Genomic DNA, 16,796 nt, shown 5'->3' with positions numbered 1-16,796 from the left:
CGGGACTGCGCCCCCTCGGGACTGCGCCCCCTCGGGACTGCGCCCGCCGGGCCTGGGCCCCTTCGGGTTCGACCACTCGGATCCGTTTCTCTCCATCCGCCGGTCACCCACTTCCGCCGCGACGGCGACAAGCCACGGCGGCGGATGTCGGCGATGCCGAACCGGCCGTGCACCCCCGTGCTCAGCGCGACCCCGAGCGCCTCGGGACCGGTGTCGGCGTCGGTGTCGGCGTCGGCGTGGACGACGGCACCGGCGTTGATGAAGGGACCGGCGAGGGCGAAGGCACCGACGTCGACGAAGGGAGCGGCGTCGGCGAAGGGAGCGGCGCGGCCGGCTCCGGGGACTCCTCGGGCTCCTCCGGCGGCGGCCACTCCGCCGGCGGCTCGCCCAGCGCCTTCAGGGCCTCCTGGGCCAGCGGCGCGAAGAGCGGCGAGAAGTGCGGGTTGATGCGCAGGGCCTCTGCGAGATGGCGGCGGGCCGCGCCGAACTCCTCCAGGTCGCGTTCGATCTGGCCCCGGTGATAGGCGTACAGCGCACTGCGCACACCACCCCCGTGCTCCTTGTCCATGCTCTTCGTGGCGAACTCGAGCGCCTCCTCGTTCGCCCCGGTCCGGTGCAGCGCCCAGCCCAGCGCGTCCGCGACGGGAATCGTGGGGTGCCGCTCCCACTCGGCGCGCAGCCGCCGCACCGCCTGCACCGGGTCACCGTGGTCCGCCTCGAAGAGCCCGAGGACCAGCTCGTCGTCCACGCCCCCGGCGGTCTCCTGCCGCACCCGCACCCGCAGCAGGTCGTACTGCGCGCGTGCGGCCGCGCCGTCCCCCAGCTTCTCGTACAGCTCGCCCAGCTCCAGCGCGTACCGCGGCGCGGGCCGCTTCGCGAGCGCCGTCCGGTACGCGTCCAGCGCCTCCGACGTCCGCCCGAGCGCCGCCAGCGCACGCCCCTGCCCGGCGAGGGCCCCGTGCTCGTCGGGATCGGCGGCCAGCGCGGCCCGGTAGTAGCGCAGCGACTGCTCCGCGTCGCCGCGCTCCCAGGCCAGCGCACCGGCCTGCTGGAGGTAGGCCGCCTGCTCGGCTGGGGTCTCCGCGCGCTCCGCCGCCTCGGCGATCGCGGCCGCCGCGTCCTCACGCCAGCCCTGGTCCCAGTAGACGCGCGAGGCCCGCGCCAGCGCCGCCGGCCCCTTGTGCAGCTTCAGCAGTTTGTCGAGGGTGTCGCGGGCGGCCTCGTGGTCCCCGAGCCCGGCGTACGCGTCGATCAGCAGCGGATACGTCGTCCACCGCTTCGGCGACAGCTCCACGGCCTCCTCGCCCCACCGCTGGCCCGTCTCGAAGTCGCCCCGCGCGTTGGCGAGGGCGGTCAGGCCCTCCAGCGCCTCCACGTTCCCGTCCGGCTTGGCCTGCAGCGACGTATCCAGCGCCTTCTCGGCCTTCGGGAAGTACGCGGGCGACCCGGTCCGCCGCGCCTGCTCCACGTACGCGTTGCCGAGCACCGCCCACGACCGCCCGTCGCGCGGATGGGCCCGCAGACGGGCCTCGCGATCCCGGATGACCGCCGCCAGATCGGGCAGCGAGACGGGCACCCCGGCCCCGACCGCCGTCACCGCCCGGTTCACCGGACCCGCCGCGGGCCGCGGCGGCCCGGCCTGCCGCTCCGAGGGCAGCAGCACCAGCACACCGCCGAGTACGACACTCCCCGCGACCACGCCGATCAGCACGCGCCGGGCGACGCGGGGGAAGCGCGGCCCGCGGGGCTCCTGAGGCTGCAGCCCGGAGAGAACGGGCTGTCGCTCTTCGATCTCCATGCCGCTCACTGTGCGCTAGTACTACGACCACATCCCGGCATCCAAAGCCTCGGGCGGACGGGGTTCACACCGATGGCCCCGGGTGCGACCCTGTGATCATGAGCCGTATCGAAGCCCGGCACGATGAAGACACGGCAGCGACCGGCAACCTCGTGGACTGTCTGCTGAGCGGCCTGCCGGCCGAAGCAGTCCTCGTCGACCCGGACGTCACCGCCTCGTATGCCAACGACATGGCGAGCTTCTGCGAGGCGGGCGCGCCCGCCGTGGTCGTCCTGCCGCGCACCGTCGAGCAGGTCCAGCACATCATGCGCACCGCGACCGAACTGCGCGTCCCGGTCGTCCCGCAGGGCGCCCGCACCGGCCTGTCCGGCGCCGCCAACGCCTCCGACGGCTGCATCGTGCTGTCCCTGGTGAAGATGGACCGGATCCTGGAGATCAACCCGGTCGACCGCATCGCCGTCGTCGAGCCCGGCGTCATCAACGCCACGCTCTCCCGCGCGGTCAACGAACACGGCCTGTACTACCCGCCGGACCCCTCCAGCTGGGAGATGTGCACGATCGGCGGCAACATCGGCACGGCCTCCGGCGGCCTGTGCTGCGTCAAGTACGGGGTGACCGCCGAGTACGTCCTCGGCCTGGACGTCGTCCTCGCCGACGGACGCCTCATGAGCACCGGCCGCCGCACTGCGAAGGGTGTCGCCGGGTACGACCTCACCCGCCTGTTCGTGGGCTCCGAGGGCTCGCTCGGCATCGTCGTACGGGCGATCCTGGCGCTGAGGCCGCAGCCGCCCCAACAGCTGGTGCTGGCCGCCGAGTTCGGGTCGGCGCGCGCCGCCTGCGACGCCGTCTGCCGGATCATGGAGGGCGGTCATGTGCCGTCCCTCCTCGAACTCATGGACCGTACGACGGTGAAGGCCGTCAACGACCTGGCCCACATGGGCCTCCCGGAGACCACCGAGGCCCTGCTCCTCGCCGCCTTCGACACCCACGACCCGGCGGCCGACCTCACCGCGGTCGGCGCGCTGTGCGAGGCCGCGGGCGCCACCCAGGTCGTACCGGCGGAGGACGCGGCCGAGTCCGAACTCCTGCTCCAGGCGCGGCGGTTGTCGCTGACCGCGCTCGAAGCGGTCAAGGGCACGACGATGATCGACGACGTGTGCGTGCCGCGCTCCCGGCTCGGCGACATGCTCGAAGGGATCGAGCGCATCGCCGAGAAGTACGCCCTGACCATCGGCGTCTGCGCACACGCCGGCGACGGCAACACCCACCCCACCGTCTGCTTCGACGCCTCCGACCCCGACGAGTCCCGGCGCGCCCGCGAGTCCTTCGACGAGATCATGGCCCTCGGTCTGGAACTCGGCGGCACGATCACCGGAGAGCACGGCGTGGGCGTCCTGAAGAAGGAGTGGCTGGCGCGCGAGATCGGCCCGGTGGGCGTCGAGATGCAACGGGCGATCAAGACGACGTTCGACCCGCTGGGCATCCTGAACCCGGGCAAGCTCTTCTGAAAGTGCTTCTGACGCTCGTACGCGGTCTGTGATGGCTCACTCCCCGTCCTTGGACTCGTCCGAGGGCCACGGATCGCGCAGCCAGAGGTCGTCGGCCGGCGTGGGAGCGAGCAGCTCGGCGAGGCCGTCGTCGATGCCGAGCTGCTCGGCCTCAGAGCCCGGGGGGATCGCCCGCAGGGTGAGCTCCAGCCAGGCCGACACCTGCGCGGCGGGTGCTTCGAGCAGCGCGTCGCCCTCGGGCGACCTCAGCGCCATCAGCACGACGCTGCGGCCCGCGACCTTCGTCGGCCACACCCGCACATCGCCGTGCCCGCACGGCCGGAACACTCCCTCCACGAGCAACTCGCGGGCGAACGTCCACTCGACGGGATGGTCGGAGCCGATGTGGAACGTGATGTGGATGGCGAACGGGTCATCGGCGCGGTAGCTGAGCCGCGCCGGGACGGGGATGCTGCGCTCCGGCGACAGGACGAGTTTGAGCTCGAGCTCGCGTTCCATCACGGTGTGCATCTCGTGTGTCTCCTCTCGTGTGCGGGGTCCTGGGGCGGGCCCGTACGAGTGGAGAGCGCGTCGGGGCGGAACCATTACGTGGGTTCCGAGAAGTTTTTCGGACCGGCTTCGGAACCGGCTTGGGAACTCTGGCTTGGGAACCGGCGTCGGAACCGGCGTCGGAACCGGCTTCGGAACCGGCTTCGGACTAGCGCCGGGCGCCGTCTCCGACCGGGGTCGGCCCCTTCTCGGACAACCGCGGAAGCCCGCTCGCAAGACGTGGCGGAACTTTGCCCGAAAGGGGTGGGTGCGGCGGGAGGGGCCGTGACGAGTGCGCCCGTCTGATAGATGTGGACCCCCCAAGAAACCCCCGAGCAGATACGGGACGACGGACATGAGCGCCCCAACCCCGGCCCCCGGAGACGACAGGCCCCGCGAAGGGTATTACCCGGATCCCTCCATTCCTGGATATGTCCGGTACTGGAACGGTGCCGCCTGGGTACCCGGTACGAGCCGTCCGGCGCCGTCCGACGGCGAACCGCTCGCGCCGCCGCCCGGCGTGCGCCCGGCCCGCGTGCCCGCTCCCGCGCCTGCTCCGGCGGAGGAGACAGGGCCCCACTTCTTCGACGAGGACCCTCAGCCGCAGGTGCCCCCGGCCGAGGCGCAGCACGGCAGCCGGCCCGAGCCCGCCGAAGCGTGGGGCGCCGACCGCTCCCAGCAGTCCGGCTTCGGCGGCGAACAGGACCGCCGCGTGTCCTGGGGCGCGCCGCAGGGCGCCGACCCGCGCGTGCCCCGCGCGGCCCAGCCCGCCGACGCGGTCGTCCAGCCCGACGGCAAGTCCTCCCGCACGGACGGTACGGCGACGATCCCGCCCGCGGAGCCGGACAGCGGCGCGCAGCCCCCGGCGTCCGGCGGCACCGTGGTGTTCCGCCGTCCCACGGGGCCGGTGCGGCCCGCGGGGGCGGAGGGCACGGGGGGCGCGGGCAGCAAGGGGAACGCGGGTTCCGCCACGCCCGGCGCCCAGGACCCCGTCCCTTCCGAGGGCACCATGGCCTTCCGTGCGCTCTCCCCGCGCACGGAGCGGCAGCCCGGGGCGCAGAGCGGGAGCACGGGGCCGGGGGCGGGCGCACCCGGCACGGCCGCTACCGCCGGTACCGGCGGGGCTTCCGGCACGCCCGGTACGCCTGGCGCTTCCCAGGCTCCCGGCGCTTCCCAGGCTCCCGGCACGCCTGGTGCTGCCGGCACTCCCGGACACGCCGGTGGCGGTTTCGGCGCCGGGCAGGCCGCCCAAGCAGCGGCAGCCGCCGCCCAGGCCGCGGCCGCCGCGCAAGCCGCCGCCCATAACGCCCCCTCCACCCCCTCCGCTCCGTCCGCTCCCTCCACCCCCTCCGTCCCCCAGCAGCCCGGTGGCCCCACCCCCGTGACCACCGGCCCCGGTGGCGGACAGCCGTCCTGGGCCCAGCAGGTGCACCGGCTCGCGGGTGGCACACCCGACGAGGGGCAGCCGGTCGCGCCGTGGAAGCCGCCGGTCGACGACGTGTTCCAGGCGGCCGCGCGGCGGCAGTCGGCGGCGCGGCCCGCGGGCCTGGGCAAGCGGCTGGCCGCACGGCTCGTGGACACCGTCGTGCTCGCCGGCGTCACTGCCGTGGCCGCCGTGCCGCTGGGCACCAAGGCGGTCGACCACATCAACGAGAAGATCGACGCGGCCAAGCTGTCCGGCGAGAAGGTCACGGTCTGGCTGCTCGACGGCACGACCAGCGGCTACCTCGGCATCGTGCTCGCCGTCCTGATCGTGTTCGGCGTGCTCTACGACGCGCTGCCCACCGCCAAGTGGGGCCGCACTCTGGGCAAGAAGCTGTGCGGTATCGAGGTGCGCGACATCGAGGGCCACGAACCGCCGACCTTCGGCCCGGCCCTGCGCCGCTGGCTCGTCTACAGCGTCCCGGGTCTCCTCGTCGTCGGTGTCGTCGGCGTGCTGTGGTGCCTGTTCGACAAGCCGTGGCGGCAGTGCTGGCACGACAAGGCGGCCCACACGTTCGTAGCCGCGACGTCGTAGCAGGGCCGCGGGAACGAACCCGGTCCCCCGGACGGCCGCTCGCCGGATGCGGAGCCGCAGGGTTCGCGGTCGACTCGGGCCATGAGCAGCGAACCGCCGCCCCCCGGCTCCGGCCAGCCGCCGGACGAAGACCCGTTCAAGAAGCAGCCCCCGCCCGCCGAGGGCGGCGGTTCCCCGTACGACAGCACCCCGCCGCCCCCGGGCGGCGGCTCTCCGTACGACACCCCGTACGGCGGTCAGCCCCCGCCCTACGGCGGCGGTGAGCAGCCCCCTTACGGAGGCGGCGGTCCTGGCGGCCCCTACGGCCCGGGCGGCCCCTACGGCGGCGATCCGCTGGCCGGCATGCCCCCGCTCGCCGACAGCGGCAAACGGGTGCTGGCGAGGATCCTCGACATGATCCTCGTGGGCATCGTGGTGTACCTGGTGTCCTGGGCGTTCGGGTTCCACCAGTACACAGTGGACACGGACAAGATCAAGTTCAGCGACTCCTTCGGGAAGGAAGTCGTCGCCGCCATTCTCTACATCGCGTACGACACCGTGATGATGAGCAAGTCGGGACAGACCCTCGGCAAGAAGCTGTTCAATCTGCGGGTGGCGAACCTCGACAACGGCTCCACGCCCTCCGTGCAGACCATGCTGGTCCGCTCGCTAGTCCTGTGGCTTCCGTTCGCCTTCTGCTGCGCGTGCATCTGGACCGCGATCGCGGGCGGTTGGAGCTTCTTCGACAAGCCCTATAAGCAGGGCCTGCACGACAAGGTGGCCAAGACGGTGGTGGTCAGCACCAGTTGACGTACGTCAGGGCGGCGGCAGCGCTCCGACGACCGGCGGGTCCGTGTCTCACGGGCCCGCCGGTTCGCGTTCCAGGCGCACCAGACATACGAGGCGTACCAGGCGTGCTAGACGTCACGGACCGGCATGCTCGCGTACCGGCTCGGGCGCCGCGGCGGCGGAGGCGGACACGGACGCGGTCTCGCGCTGCACGGGCACCCGCTCGACCGGAGCGGGAGCGGTTGCGGGAGCCGGAGCTGTGGCGGACGGCTCGGGCTTCGGCAGCGGGACCGTCATGGCGACGAGCAGTCCGAGGGCGAGTGCCGAGAGGGTGATCACAGCGATCCCCAGGCCCGAACTCGTCTGAGACAGCAGCAGCATGGCGAGGGTGGAGAAGATCACGGTGCAGGAACCGTAGGCGAGCTGTGCGGCGGTCGGACGAGGCATGGCAATCGTGTCCTCGGATGGGGGTTCTCCCCCCGTGCCTCTCGCGATGGGGGAGGGTGCGGATAAGAATCGGGGGTGAGACAACGGTGTCGGCTTGGCTTTCCGCCGATTTCCGACGCTCCGCCAATCGACTCTATTCGCCTGCATGCCCGAGTGGAACGACTGGTAAGCGTGACCTTACCCACGGTGCCGGTGCACAGGGGGCGCACGGAGTCATCACGTCCATCAAGTGGACATACGAGCGCGCCCGTTGGGGGATGTTCGGGCCGTTCGGATAGCGAACTCCGGCTCCGTATAGTGCACTTGCCAGGTTCAAGTCAAGATCTGTCTTTTCTTCGGTAACTCCGGTCGAATGACGTCACTTGAATCGCGTATACGCGCGCGGACCTCCATGACCGGGACCCCCCATCCGCGCGAGCGGACGCGGGGGAGGACATCAAGTGACCAGCAGACCATGGACGTTCAGAGCGGCCGCGGTGGGCGTGGCCCTCGCGGCGGCCACCGCCACGTTCTCTACGTTCGCCGTGGCACAGGCCGATGACGCACCGTCGTCGCGCATCGACCGCCACGACCCGCAGCCGGCCAAGACCGCGGTCGACCACGACCTCGACGGCCCGCTCAGCAAGACCCAGACGGCTCAGCGCCAAGAGGCCCTGAACCAGGTCATATCCGGCGACGCCAAGGTCAAGGACCGCGACGGCTCGCAGGTTGTGCAGCTCAAGAGCAAGAAGGGCCACAGCAAGTACGTCGAGCTGGGCCGCGAGAAGACCGACAAGATCTTCACGATCCTGGTCGAGTTCGGCGACAAGATCGACAGCACGGCCGGCGGCACGGCCGGACCGCTGCACAACCGGATAGCCAAGCCGGACCGCACCAAGGACAACAGCACGGCCTGGCAGGCGGACTACAACCAGAAGCACTTCCAGGACCTCTACTTCGGCACCGGCAAGCGCGTCGAGTCGATGAAGAAGTTCTACGAGAAGCAGTCCTCGGGCCGCTACTCGGTCGACGGCGAGGTCGCCGACTGGGTCAAGGTCCCCTACAACGAGGCCCGTTACGGCAACAACGCCTGCGGCTCCACCAACTGCCCGAGCGTGTGGAACGTCGTCAGCGACGGCGTGACCGCGTGGGTCGCCCAGCAGAAGGCGGCCGGCAAGTCCGACGCGGCCATCAAGGCGGAGCTGGCCAACTTCGACCAGTGGGACCGCTACGACTTCGACGGCGACGGCGACTTCAACGAGCCCGACGGCTACATCGACCACTTCCAGATCGTGCACGCCGGCGAGGACGAGTCCGCGGGCGGCGGCGTCCAGGGCACCGACGCGATCTGGGCCCACCGCTGGTACGCGTTCGGCACCGACGCGGGCGCCACGGGCCCGGCCGACAACAAGCTCGGCGGCGCCCAGATCGGCGACACCGGCATCTGGGTCGGCGACTACACCATCCAGCCCGAGAACGGCGGACTCGGCGTCTTCGCCCACGAGTACGGCCACGACCTCGGTCTGCCGGACCACTACGACACCACCGGCAACGGCGACAACTCCACCGGCTTCTGGACGCTGATGTCCTCCGGTTCCTGGCTCGGCACCGGCAAGGAGTCCATCGGCGATCTGCCGGGCGACTTCAACGCCTGGGACAAGCTGCAGCTGGGCTGGCTCAACTACGACACGGCCAAGGCCGGCAAGCAGTCCACGCACAAGCTGGGTGTCGCCGAGTACAACACCTGGAACAAGCAGGCCCTCGTGGTCAACCTGCCCGACAAGGCGGTCACCACCACCGTCGTCACCCCGGCGCAGGGCTCGACCCAGTGGTGGAGCGGCAGCGGTGACAACCTCAAGAACACGCTGACCCGTTCCGTCGATCTCACCGGCAAGTCCTCGGCCGCGCTGACCCTGGACGGCTACTACGACATCGAGGCCAACTACGACTTCCTCTACACGGAGGTCTCGACCGACGGCGGCGCCAACTGGACCGCTCTCGACGGCACGGTGGACGGCCAGCCCATCCCGCACGACGCCAGCGACAAGCCCGCCCTGACCGGCACGGTCGACGGCTACAAGAAGCTGTCGTACTCCCTGGACGCCTACGCGGGCAAGAAGATCGACGTCCGCTTCCGCTACCAGACCGACGGCGGTGTGGCGCAGAAGGGCTTCGCGGCCGACGAGATCACGGTCACCGCGGACGGCTCACCGCTCTTCTCCGACAACGCCGAGACGGCCGACGCGGCGTGGACGGCGACCGGCTTCTCCCGCATCGGCGCGTCCTTCACCAAGGACTACGCGCAGTACTACCTCGCGGAGAACCGCCAGTACGTGTCGTACGACAAGACCCTCAAGGTCGGCCCGTACAACTTCGGCTTCTCGACGACCCGTCCGGACTGGGTGGAGCACTACCCGTACCAGAACGGCCTGTTGATCTGGAAGTGGGACACCTCCCAGGCGGACAACAACACCAGCGCCCACCCGGGCGTCGGCCTGGTCCTGCCGGTCGACTCGCACCCGGCCGCGCTGAAGTGGTCCGACGGCACGCTGATGCGCAACCGCGTCCAGGCGTACGACTCGCCGTTCAGCCTGTACCGCACGGACGGCATCACGCTGCACAACGCGGACGTCGCGACCAAGATCCCGTCGTCGAAGGGGGTGCCGGTCTTCAACGACCACACCAGCACCTACTACGACGACAGCACCCCGACGGCCGGTGTCAAGATCACTGACACCAACACCAAGATCCGGATCGTCAAGGAGGCCAAGGATGGCTCCACGATCTTGCTCCGGGTCGGCCCCGCGGTGAAGTAGTCGGCATTTCCGCAGGTCAGAAGGCGATCGGCGGCAACCCCCTGGCGGGTTGCCGCCGATCGTGTTTAGGTGCGTCCTGTGCCTCGCTTATTGACACTGACTCGCACGGGGGTGTGACCGCATGGCCGCAGGAGGTTTCTGCAAGCTGCCGAACGGCAGCGTGGTGGTGGCGCTGAATCTGCCCAGCCCACAGGGCGTGGCCCTGAACCTGGCCGGCCCGTCCGGCTCGGCCGGCGGCTGCGTGCGGGTCCTGGTCCTCGCCCAGAACCGCGCACGGGCCCTGACGCGGCTGCGCAACCTGGGCATGCGCGCTGTCTACCTCCGCGGCAACGCGGCGCCTCCCACCCCGGACGAGATCACCGCGGTCCTGCACCACCCCGACGGCCTCATATGGCGGATGGCCCCTGACATCGGTGTCGCGGGCCCGGAACTGGCCCAGGAGCTCTGGCACCCGATCAGAGCCCTGCTCAGACGTCCCGCGGCACAGACGTAACCGCAAGCGATCGGAGGCGTAACCCCGCGTAGCCGTGGGGGCTAGACGACGGGCTTGCCCGTGAGCTCCACGCCCGCCTCCCGCATCTCCTCCAGAGCCCGCTCCGTCGTCTCCTCGGCCACCCCGGCCGTGAGGTCGAGCAGGACGTGGGTGCGGAAGCCCTCGCGGGCCGCGTCGAGGGCGGTGGCGCGCACACAGTGGTCCGTGGCGATACCGACGACGTCCACCTCGTCGATCCGGCGGGCCCGCAGCCAGCCGGCCAGCGTGACCCCGTTCTCGTCGACGCCCTCGAAACCGCTGTACGCCGCGGCGTAGGCACCCTTGTCGAAGACGGCGTCGATCGCGCCGGAGGCGACCGCCGGGGCGAAGTTCGGGTGGAAGCCCACCCCCTCCGTGCCGGCCACGCAGTGCGCGGGCCAGGAGTGGACGTAGTCGGGGTTGTCGGCGAAGTGGCCGCCGGGGGCGATGTGGAGGTCGCGGGTGGCGACGACATGGCGGTAGCCGGCGGGCGCCTGCCCGATCAGCTCCGTGATGGCGGCGGCCACATCGGCACCCCCGGCCACCGCGAGGCTGCCACCCTCACAGAAGTCGTTCTGCACGTCTACGACGATCAAGGCGCGGCGCATGGTCGGTGTCCTTCGGCTTGGCAGCAGGTCGGTGAAGGGGTGCGGGCCCGGCCGTTGCTGCGTTTTCCCGGGGGACAACCCCGGACCCCCGGCCGGAGGACGGCTTGGGCTCGTGAGGGTGTTCCCGTGGGCACAGCTGGTGTACCGAGCCTAGAGACTTCAAGTGCGGTGCGGGAGGGTGCTTTTGGCTTCAGCGGGCCGCGCAGGCACACTGCCGTTGCATTCCCGCTCACCGTTTGTTCATGCGTGGTAACGCGGGTGCGCACGCATGGGGCTATTGGGGGGCCGCCCCGCGAGGCGGGCGCCCCTCCCTCGGGCGTATCAGAGGTATTCCGTCGGAATCACCGGCTCTCCGTGCGAGAGCTGCGTCGCCGACATCGGCAGGTTGGCGCGTGCCGCCGCATGCCGGTCACGTACGACGTCGAGCGGCTCGCGGGCGACGACCTGGCCGCCCTTGATCAGCTCGACCAGGAGCTGGCGGTCGGCCAGCTCACCGGGGACCGGCCCGGTGCCGATCACCTCGGCCTCGGCGACCCCGTCCTCGTCGAGGCGCCGTGCCGCCCACTTGCGCCCGCCGATGGACGTCTTGCCCCCGGAGGACTTCTTGGCCACGGGCAGCAGCGGGGCCTTCGGGTCCGCCGACTCGGCGCGGGCGACCAGCTTGTAGACCATGGAGCAGGTGGGATGGCCGGATCCCGTCACCAGCTGGGTACCCACGCCGTACGCGTCCACGGGCGCCGCCGCCAGCGAGGCGATCGCGTACTCGTCCAGGTCGGAGGTCACGATGATCTTCGTCTTGGTCGCGCCCAGCTCGTTCAGCTGCTGCCGCACCCGGTGTGCGACGAGCAGCAGGTCGCCGGAGTCGATGCGCACCGCGCCCAGGTCCGTCCCTGCGATCTCGACGGCCATCCGTACGGCCTCGGCGACGTCGTAGGTGTCCACGAGCAGCGTGGTGCCCCGGCCGAGCGAGTTCACCTGGGCCTGGAAGGCGTCACGCTCGCGGTCGTGCAGCAGGGTGAAGGCGTGCGCTGAGGTCCCCACGGTCGGTATGCCGTACCGGAAGCCCGCGGCCAGGTCGGACGTGGTCGTGAAGCCGCCGACGTACGCGGCCCTCGATGCGGCCACCGCGGCCAGCTCGTGCGTGCGCCGGGCGCCCATCTCGACCAGCGGCCGCTCTCCGGCGGCGGAGGCCATCCGGGACGCGGCGGCCGCGATCGCGGAGTCGTGGTTGAGGATGGAGAGGATCACCGTCTCCAGGAGCACGCACTCCGCGAAGGAGCCCTCCACCCGCAGGATCGGCGAGCCCGGGAAGTACACCTCGCCCTCGGGATAGCCCCACACGTCGCCGCTGAAGCGGTACGAGGCCAGCCACTCCAGGGTGGGCTCGTCCACGATCCCGCGCTCGCGCAGAAAGCTGAGGACTCCCGCGTCGAAGCGGAAGTTCTCGACGGCGTCGAGGACGCGTCCGGTGCCCGCCACGACCCCGTACCGCCGTCCGTCGGGCAGTCTGCGGGTGAAGACCTCGAAGACCGAGCGCCGCTCGGCGGTCCCGGCGGCCAGCGCGGCCTGCAGCATCGTCAGCTCGTACTGGTCCGTGAAGAGTGCCGTCGAGGGAACATCCACCGGCAGCCCAAGGTCCGCTGTGTTCATGACGGGATCGTACCCCCATCTCGTCACTCTGACGATTTGTGGGTCCCTTTTGTGGGCCCCGTTTGTGCGGGTGCCCCCCTCTGGTGGCAGCATGGGCGGTGTGACGGCTCCCGCACCCCTAGAGATCGAAAAGACCGAGTCGGCGGAGGAGGTCTTCGCCGTGCCCGAGCCGGACGTCCCCTGGGTGACGATCGTCCACAACGATCCGGTCAACCTCATGAGCTACGTGACGTATGTCTTCCAGACGTACTTCGGCTACACCAAGGACAAGGCCACCAAGCTCATGCTCGACGTCCATCACAAAGGCCGGGCGGTCGTCTCCAGCGGCACGCGCGAGGAGATGGAGCGCGACGTACAGGCCATGCACGGCTACGGTCTGTGGGCGACCCTTCAGCAGGACCGGAAGTAGCCCGACCGCCTGAACCCTGGAAACCCGCCAGCAGTACCGGAAGTAGCGAACTCACTCCATGCCAGGACACTTCGAACCGCTCCCCGGCGGCGGCGCGGCCGTCGCGCTCGACGAGGTCGAGATCTCCATCATCCGCTCCCTCGCCGTCCAGCTCCTGGAACTCATCGGTCCCGGCCCCGCGGAGAACGCGCCCGAGGACCCGCTGGCCGAGCTGTTCGCCGAGGGCCCCAGCGAGCCGCCCGCCGACCCGGTGCTGCAGCGCCTCTTCCCCGACGCCTACAGCGGCCCGGGTGTCGAGGCCGCCTCGCCCGAGGAGGCCGAGGAGCAGCGCGCGTACTCCGCTGAGTTCCGCCGCTTCACCGAGAACGACCTGCGCGCGAGCAAGCGCGAGAACGCCCTCGCGGTGATCCGCTCCCTGGACGCCCTGACGCCCGGCGGCGACGGCGGCGCCGTCCTCAAGTTGTCCGCCGAGGAGTCCGAGCGGTGGCTGCGCGCCCTGAACGACCTGCGCCTGGCGATCGGCTCCCGGCTGGATGTCGTCGACGAGGAGGACACCGACCTCCTCTACCGGCTCCCGGACGAGGATCCGCGCAAGCCGATGGTGATGGCGTATCTGTGGCTGGGCGGGCTCCAGGAGTCGCTCGTCGAGACGCTGATGCCGTAGTTCGCACCGCCCCTGGTGTTCGCTCAGCGGACGCTCAAATCCGGATAACGATCGCGTCACCGCTGTGGCCTGCTATGCGGCCCTGAGTGTTTGTTTGTCCGCTTCTCCCTGTGGCATGCCTTACACCAGCCACAGCCGATCAATGTTGCGGCCGTGATAAATCTTCACGACCGCCCGACGGGACACCACCCATGTCCGGTCGGGTGCGCCACCAGCCGGCGGATCGCCGGCGAGGCATAAAGCTCCACCATCCGGGGGGATCGGAACCCGATCCGAAGCCAAGGGACTGGCTCGGATCGGCATGGAGAAAGGCGCACCACACATGACCTCATCGCAGGTCGACAAGCAGTACGACGGCAGTGAGGCCGTGGGCGGCGACGCCCCCGAAGAGGGGTACGAGCGCGGGCTCGGCAGCCGTCAGGTCCAGATGATCGCGATCGGCGGCGCCATCGGCGTCGGCCTCTTCCTGGGAGCCGGGGCGAACATCGCCAAGGCCGGACCCAGCCTGATCATGATGTACGCCCTCGCGGGCGCGATCGTGTTCTTCATCATGCGGGCGCTCGGCGAGCTCCTGCTCTACCGCCCGGTCTCGGGCTCCTTCGCGGAGTACTCCCGCGAGTTCCTCGGCCCGTTCTTCGGCTACTTCACCGGCTGGACGTACTGGCTCATGTGGGTCGTCACCGGCATGGCCGAGCTCACGGCCGCCGCGATCTACGTCCACTACTGGTTCCCGCAGGTCCCGCAATGGGTGACGGCCCTTGTCTTCCTGGTCGTCCTGTTCGTGGCGAACCTGATCTCGGTGAAGCTCTTCGGCGAGATCGAGTTCTGGTTCTCGATGGTCAAGGTCACCGCCCTGATCGGCATGATCGTGATCGGCCTGGGCGTCCTCACCTTCGGCTTCAGCTCGGCCGGTGACACGGCCGCCGTCTCGAACCTCTGGGAGTTCGACGGCTTCTTCCCCAAGGGCATCGGCTCGTCCCTGATGACCCTGCAGGGCGTCATGTTCGCCTACCTCGCCGTCGAGCTCGTCGGCGTCACGGCGGGCGAGTCCGAGGACCCCGAGAAGACGCTCCCCAAGGCGATCAACACCCTGCCCTGGCGCATCGCCCTCTTCTACGTCGGTGCCCTCACGGTCATCCTCTGCGTCGTGAAGTGGACGGAGTTCGCACCGGGCGTCAGCCCCTTCGTCGAGGCCTTCGCGAAGATCGGCATCCCGGCGGGCGCCGGCATCGTCAACTTCGTCGTGCTGACCGCGGCCCTGTCCTCCTGCAACTCCGGCATGTACTCCACGGGCCGCATGCTGCGCACCCTGGCCGACAACGGCGAGGCGCCGAAGGTCTTCAACAAGCTGTCCTCGACCAAGACCCCCGCGATCGGCATCACGATCTCGGTGCTCTTCATGGGCATCGGCGTGGTCCTGAACTACATCGTCCCGGAGAAGGCCTTCGGCTACGTCACCTCGGTGGCCACCGCGGCCGGCATCTGGACCTGGCTGATGATCCTGGTCAGCCACATCCTGTACCGCCGCGCGGTCGACGCCGGGCGCCTGCCCGCGTCCTCCTTCCCGGCCCCGGGCGGCGCGAAGTGCAGCTGGATCGCGGTCGCGTTCCTGCTCTTCGTCACCGGCCTGATCGCGTACGACGCCGACTCGCGCATCTGCCTGTACGTGATGGCCGGCTGGGCCGCCGTCCTGGCCGTCGGCTGGGCGATCCTGAAGGCGCGCAACCCGGAGGTCACCCAGCGCCGCGAGCCGGAGCTCGAGAAGGTCGGCTGAGCCGCACGGTGAAAGCTGCCTGAGCCGCACGGCGAAGGCAGGGCGAGCCGCACGGCGAAGGCAGGGCGAGCCGCACGGCGAAGGCAGGGCGAGCCGCACGGCGAAGGCAGGGCGAGCCGCACGACAAAGGCAGAGTGAGCCGCCCGGCAAGGGCCGCCCGAGCCGCACAGCTCACCATGTGGGCCGTCCCGTACCACCCCTCGGTACGGGACGGCCCTTCTGCTTATCCTGGCCAGCATGCTGACCATCACCCAGGCCCTCTTCGACCAGATCGTCGCGCACGCGCGCCAGGACCACCCCGACGAGGCGTGCGGCGTCGTCGCGGGCCCGGTGGGCACCGGCCGCCCCGAGCGGTTCATCCCGATGCTCAACGCCGCCCGCTCGCCCACGTTCTACGAGTTCGACTCCGGCGATCTGCTCAAGCTGTACCGCGAGATGGACGACCGCGACGAGGAGCCGGTGGTCATCTACCACTCCCACACCGCGACCGAGGCGTACCCGTCCCGCACGGACATCTCCTACGCGAACGAGCCCGGCGCGCACTACGTCCTGGTCTCCACCGCCGACACCGACGGCGCCGGCCCCTTCCAGTTCCGCTCGTACCGGATCGTGGAGGGCGAGGTGGAGGAGGAGGAGATCAAGGTGGTGGAGGCGTACTGATCGCGCACTGATCCCACGCGATCCCGCCGCCCCGATCCCGCTCCTATCCCGCCCCGAATCCCGACCCGATCCCGCAATTCGGTCAGAATTCATCCACTATCTGAGATCACATTCCGGGACCCGGACCGGGAATCGATACGATGAGCCCATGGTTTCCCACGACGTGAGCGACAAGACGCCGGGCATGCTGCTCGTGGCGCGGCTGCACGTCGACCTGTGCAGGCTGCAGAGCGCCATCTGTACGCGCTGATCCCTGCCGCCGCCGTACGGCCGTGAGCCGCGGCACCGCAACCGGCGTCACCCCTGTTTTCTGCTCCACCGCGCTGCCGCGCGCCACCGACCTGACTTCCTTCCGACAGGAGCCCTGAGCCATGGCCATCGAGGTCCGCATCCCCACCATCCTCCGCCCCTACACGAACGGCGAGAAGGCCGTCGAGGGCGGCGGGGCGACTCTCGCCGAACTCTTCGCCGACCTCGAGACCCGGCACGCGGGCATCCAGGACCGCATCGTGGACGGCGGCGAGCTGCGCCGCTTCGTCAACGTCTACCTGAACGACGAGGACGTCCGCTTCCTCGACGGCATCAACACCAAGCTGACCGACGGCGACAACGTCACGATCCTGCCGGCCGTCGCCGGTGGCATGGCCTGATCGGCCGCT

The 16,796-nt window shown here is 70.3% G+C and carries 16 protein-coding genes; 11 read left to right on the top strand and 5 right to left on the bottom strand.

Features of this window, described 5'->3' with window-relative positions:
* Positions 1 to 181: 181 nt before the first annotated feature.
* The gene (locus tag ACFY0T_RS16720) at positions 182 to 1,798 is read right to left on the bottom strand and encodes a tetratricopeptide repeat protein (RefSeq protein ID WP_388870217.1); all 1,617 of its coding nucleotides are present in this window, start codon (positions 1,796 to 1,798) and stop codon (positions 182 to 184) included.
* A gap of 92 nt (positions 1,799 to 1,890) precedes the next feature.
* Between ACFY0T_RS16720 and ACFY0T_RS16715 the strand changes: the two genes are divergently transcribed.
* Positions 1,891 to 3,306: an FAD-binding oxidoreductase gene (locus tag ACFY0T_RS16715; RefSeq protein ID WP_388870214.1), complete on the top strand. Its 1,416-nt coding sequence runs from the start codon at positions 1,891 to 1,893 to the stop codon at positions 3,304 to 3,306.
* A gap of 36 nt (positions 3,307 to 3,342) precedes the next feature.
* On the opposite strand, the gene ACFY0T_RS16710 is transcribed toward ACFY0T_RS16715, so the two are convergent.
* Positions 3,343 to 3,816 (bottom strand): SsgA family sporulation/cell division regulator, encoded by a 474-nt coding sequence (locus tag ACFY0T_RS16710; RefSeq protein WP_388870211.1) that lies wholly within the window; start codon positions 3,814 to 3,816, stop codon positions 3,343 to 3,345.
* Positions 3,817 to 4,189: 373 nt separating this feature from the next.
* Here ACFY0T_RS16710 and ACFY0T_RS16705 point away from each other — a divergent pair, with 373 nt between their 5' ends.
* Complete coding sequence (locus ACFY0T_RS16705) at positions 4,190 to 5,851, top strand: RDD family protein (RefSeq protein WP_388870209.1); 1,662 nt, start codon at positions 4,190 to 4,192, stop codon at positions 5,849 to 5,851.
* 81 nt (positions 5,852 to 5,932) lie between these two features.
* Positions 5,933 to 6,640 carry an RDD family protein gene (locus ACFY0T_RS16700; protein ID WP_388870206.1) on the top strand — a complete coding sequence of 236 codons (708 nt, stop codon included), beginning with the start codon at positions 5,933 to 5,935 and terminating at the stop codon, positions 6,638 to 6,640.
* A gap of 114 nt (positions 6,641 to 6,754) precedes the next feature.
* On the opposite strand, the gene ACFY0T_RS16695 is transcribed toward ACFY0T_RS16700, so the two are convergent.
* On the bottom strand, positions 6,755 to 7,066 hold the full coding sequence (locus ACFY0T_RS16695) for a hypothetical protein (RefSeq protein WP_388870204.1): 312 nt from the start codon (positions 7,064 to 7,066) through the stop codon (positions 6,755 to 6,757).
* 440 nt (positions 7,067 to 7,506) lie between these two features.
* On the opposite strand from ACFY0T_RS16695, the gene ACFY0T_RS16690 reads away from it, so the two are divergent.
* Both ACFY0T_RS16690 and ACFY0T_RS16685 read left to right on the top strand, forming a co-directional pair.
* Positions 7,507 to 9,861, top strand: coding sequence for an immune inhibitor A domain-containing protein (locus ACFY0T_RS16690; RefSeq protein WP_388870201.1), 2,355 nt, complete (start codon positions 7,507 to 7,509; stop codon positions 9,859 to 9,861).
* 121 nt (positions 9,862 to 9,982) lie between these two features.
* Positions 9,983 to 10,354 (top strand): hypothetical protein, encoded by a 372-nt coding sequence (locus tag ACFY0T_RS16685; protein WP_388870198.1) that lies wholly within the window; start codon positions 9,983 to 9,985, stop codon positions 10,352 to 10,354.
* Positions 10,355 to 10,395: 41 nt separating this feature from the next.
* Here ACFY0T_RS16685 and ACFY0T_RS16680 read toward each other — a convergent pair whose 3' ends face one another.
* A complete protein-coding gene (locus ACFY0T_RS16680) occupies positions 10,396 to 10,980 on the bottom strand; it encodes an isochorismatase family protein (protein ID WP_388870195.1) in 585 nt (194 codons plus the stop codon).
* A 321-nt stretch (positions 10,981 to 11,301) separates the two neighbouring features.
* On the bottom strand, positions 11,302 to 12,630 hold the full coding sequence (locus ACFY0T_RS16675) for a nicotinate phosphoribosyltransferase (protein WP_388870192.1): 1,329 nt from the start codon (positions 12,628 to 12,630) through the stop codon (positions 11,302 to 11,304).
* Between the two features lie 91 nt (positions 12,631 to 12,721).
* Between ACFY0T_RS16675 and clpS the strand changes: the two genes are divergently transcribed.
* From clpS to ACFY0T_RS16645, 6 genes are all read left to right on the top strand, one after another.
* Positions 12,722 to 13,039 (top strand): ATP-dependent Clp protease adapter ClpS, encoded by a 318-nt coding sequence (gene clpS / locus ACFY0T_RS16670; RefSeq protein WP_388870189.1) that lies wholly within the window; start codon positions 12,722 to 12,724, stop codon positions 13,037 to 13,039.
* Positions 13,040 to 13,097: 58 nt separating this feature from the next.
* Positions 13,098 to 13,703, top strand: coding sequence for a DUF2017 domain-containing protein (locus ACFY0T_RS16665; protein WP_388870186.1), 606 nt, complete (start codon positions 13,098 to 13,100; stop codon positions 13,701 to 13,703).
* Positions 13,704 to 14,025: 322 nt separating this feature from the next.
* Positions 14,026 to 15,477 carry an amino acid permease gene (locus tag ACFY0T_RS16660; RefSeq protein ID WP_388870183.1) on the top strand — a complete coding sequence of 484 codons (1,452 nt, stop codon included), beginning with the start codon at positions 14,026 to 14,028 and terminating at the stop codon, positions 15,475 to 15,477.
* A 237-nt stretch (positions 15,478 to 15,714) separates the two neighbouring features.
* Positions 15,715 to 16,137, top strand: a complete 423-nt coding sequence (locus tag ACFY0T_RS16655; protein ID WP_388870180.1) for a Mov34/MPN/PAD-1 family protein — start codon at positions 15,715 to 15,717, stop codon at positions 16,135 to 16,137.
* Positions 16,138 to 16,285: 148 nt separating this feature from the next.
* Positions 16,286 to 16,387: a putative leader peptide gene (locus tag ACFY0T_RS16650; RefSeq protein ID WP_313904860.1), complete on the top strand. Its 102-nt coding sequence runs from the start codon at positions 16,286 to 16,288 to the stop codon at positions 16,385 to 16,387.
* A 121-nt stretch (positions 16,388 to 16,508) separates the two neighbouring features.
* The gene (locus ACFY0T_RS16645; RefSeq protein ID WP_388870176.1) at positions 16,509 to 16,787 is read left to right on the top strand and encodes a MoaD/ThiS family protein; all 279 of its coding nucleotides are present in this window, start codon (positions 16,509 to 16,511) and stop codon (positions 16,785 to 16,787) included.
* The last annotated feature ends 9 nt before the right edge of the window (positions 16,788 to 16,796 follow it).

This window comes from Streptomyces sp. NPDC001530, from assembly GCF_042894545.1.
Classification (GTDB): domain Bacteria; phylum Actinomycetota; class Actinomycetes; order Streptomycetales; family Streptomycetaceae; genus Streptomyces.
Note: the sequence above shows the minus strand (reverse complement) of the source record. Positions and strands in the feature narration are given on the sequence as shown.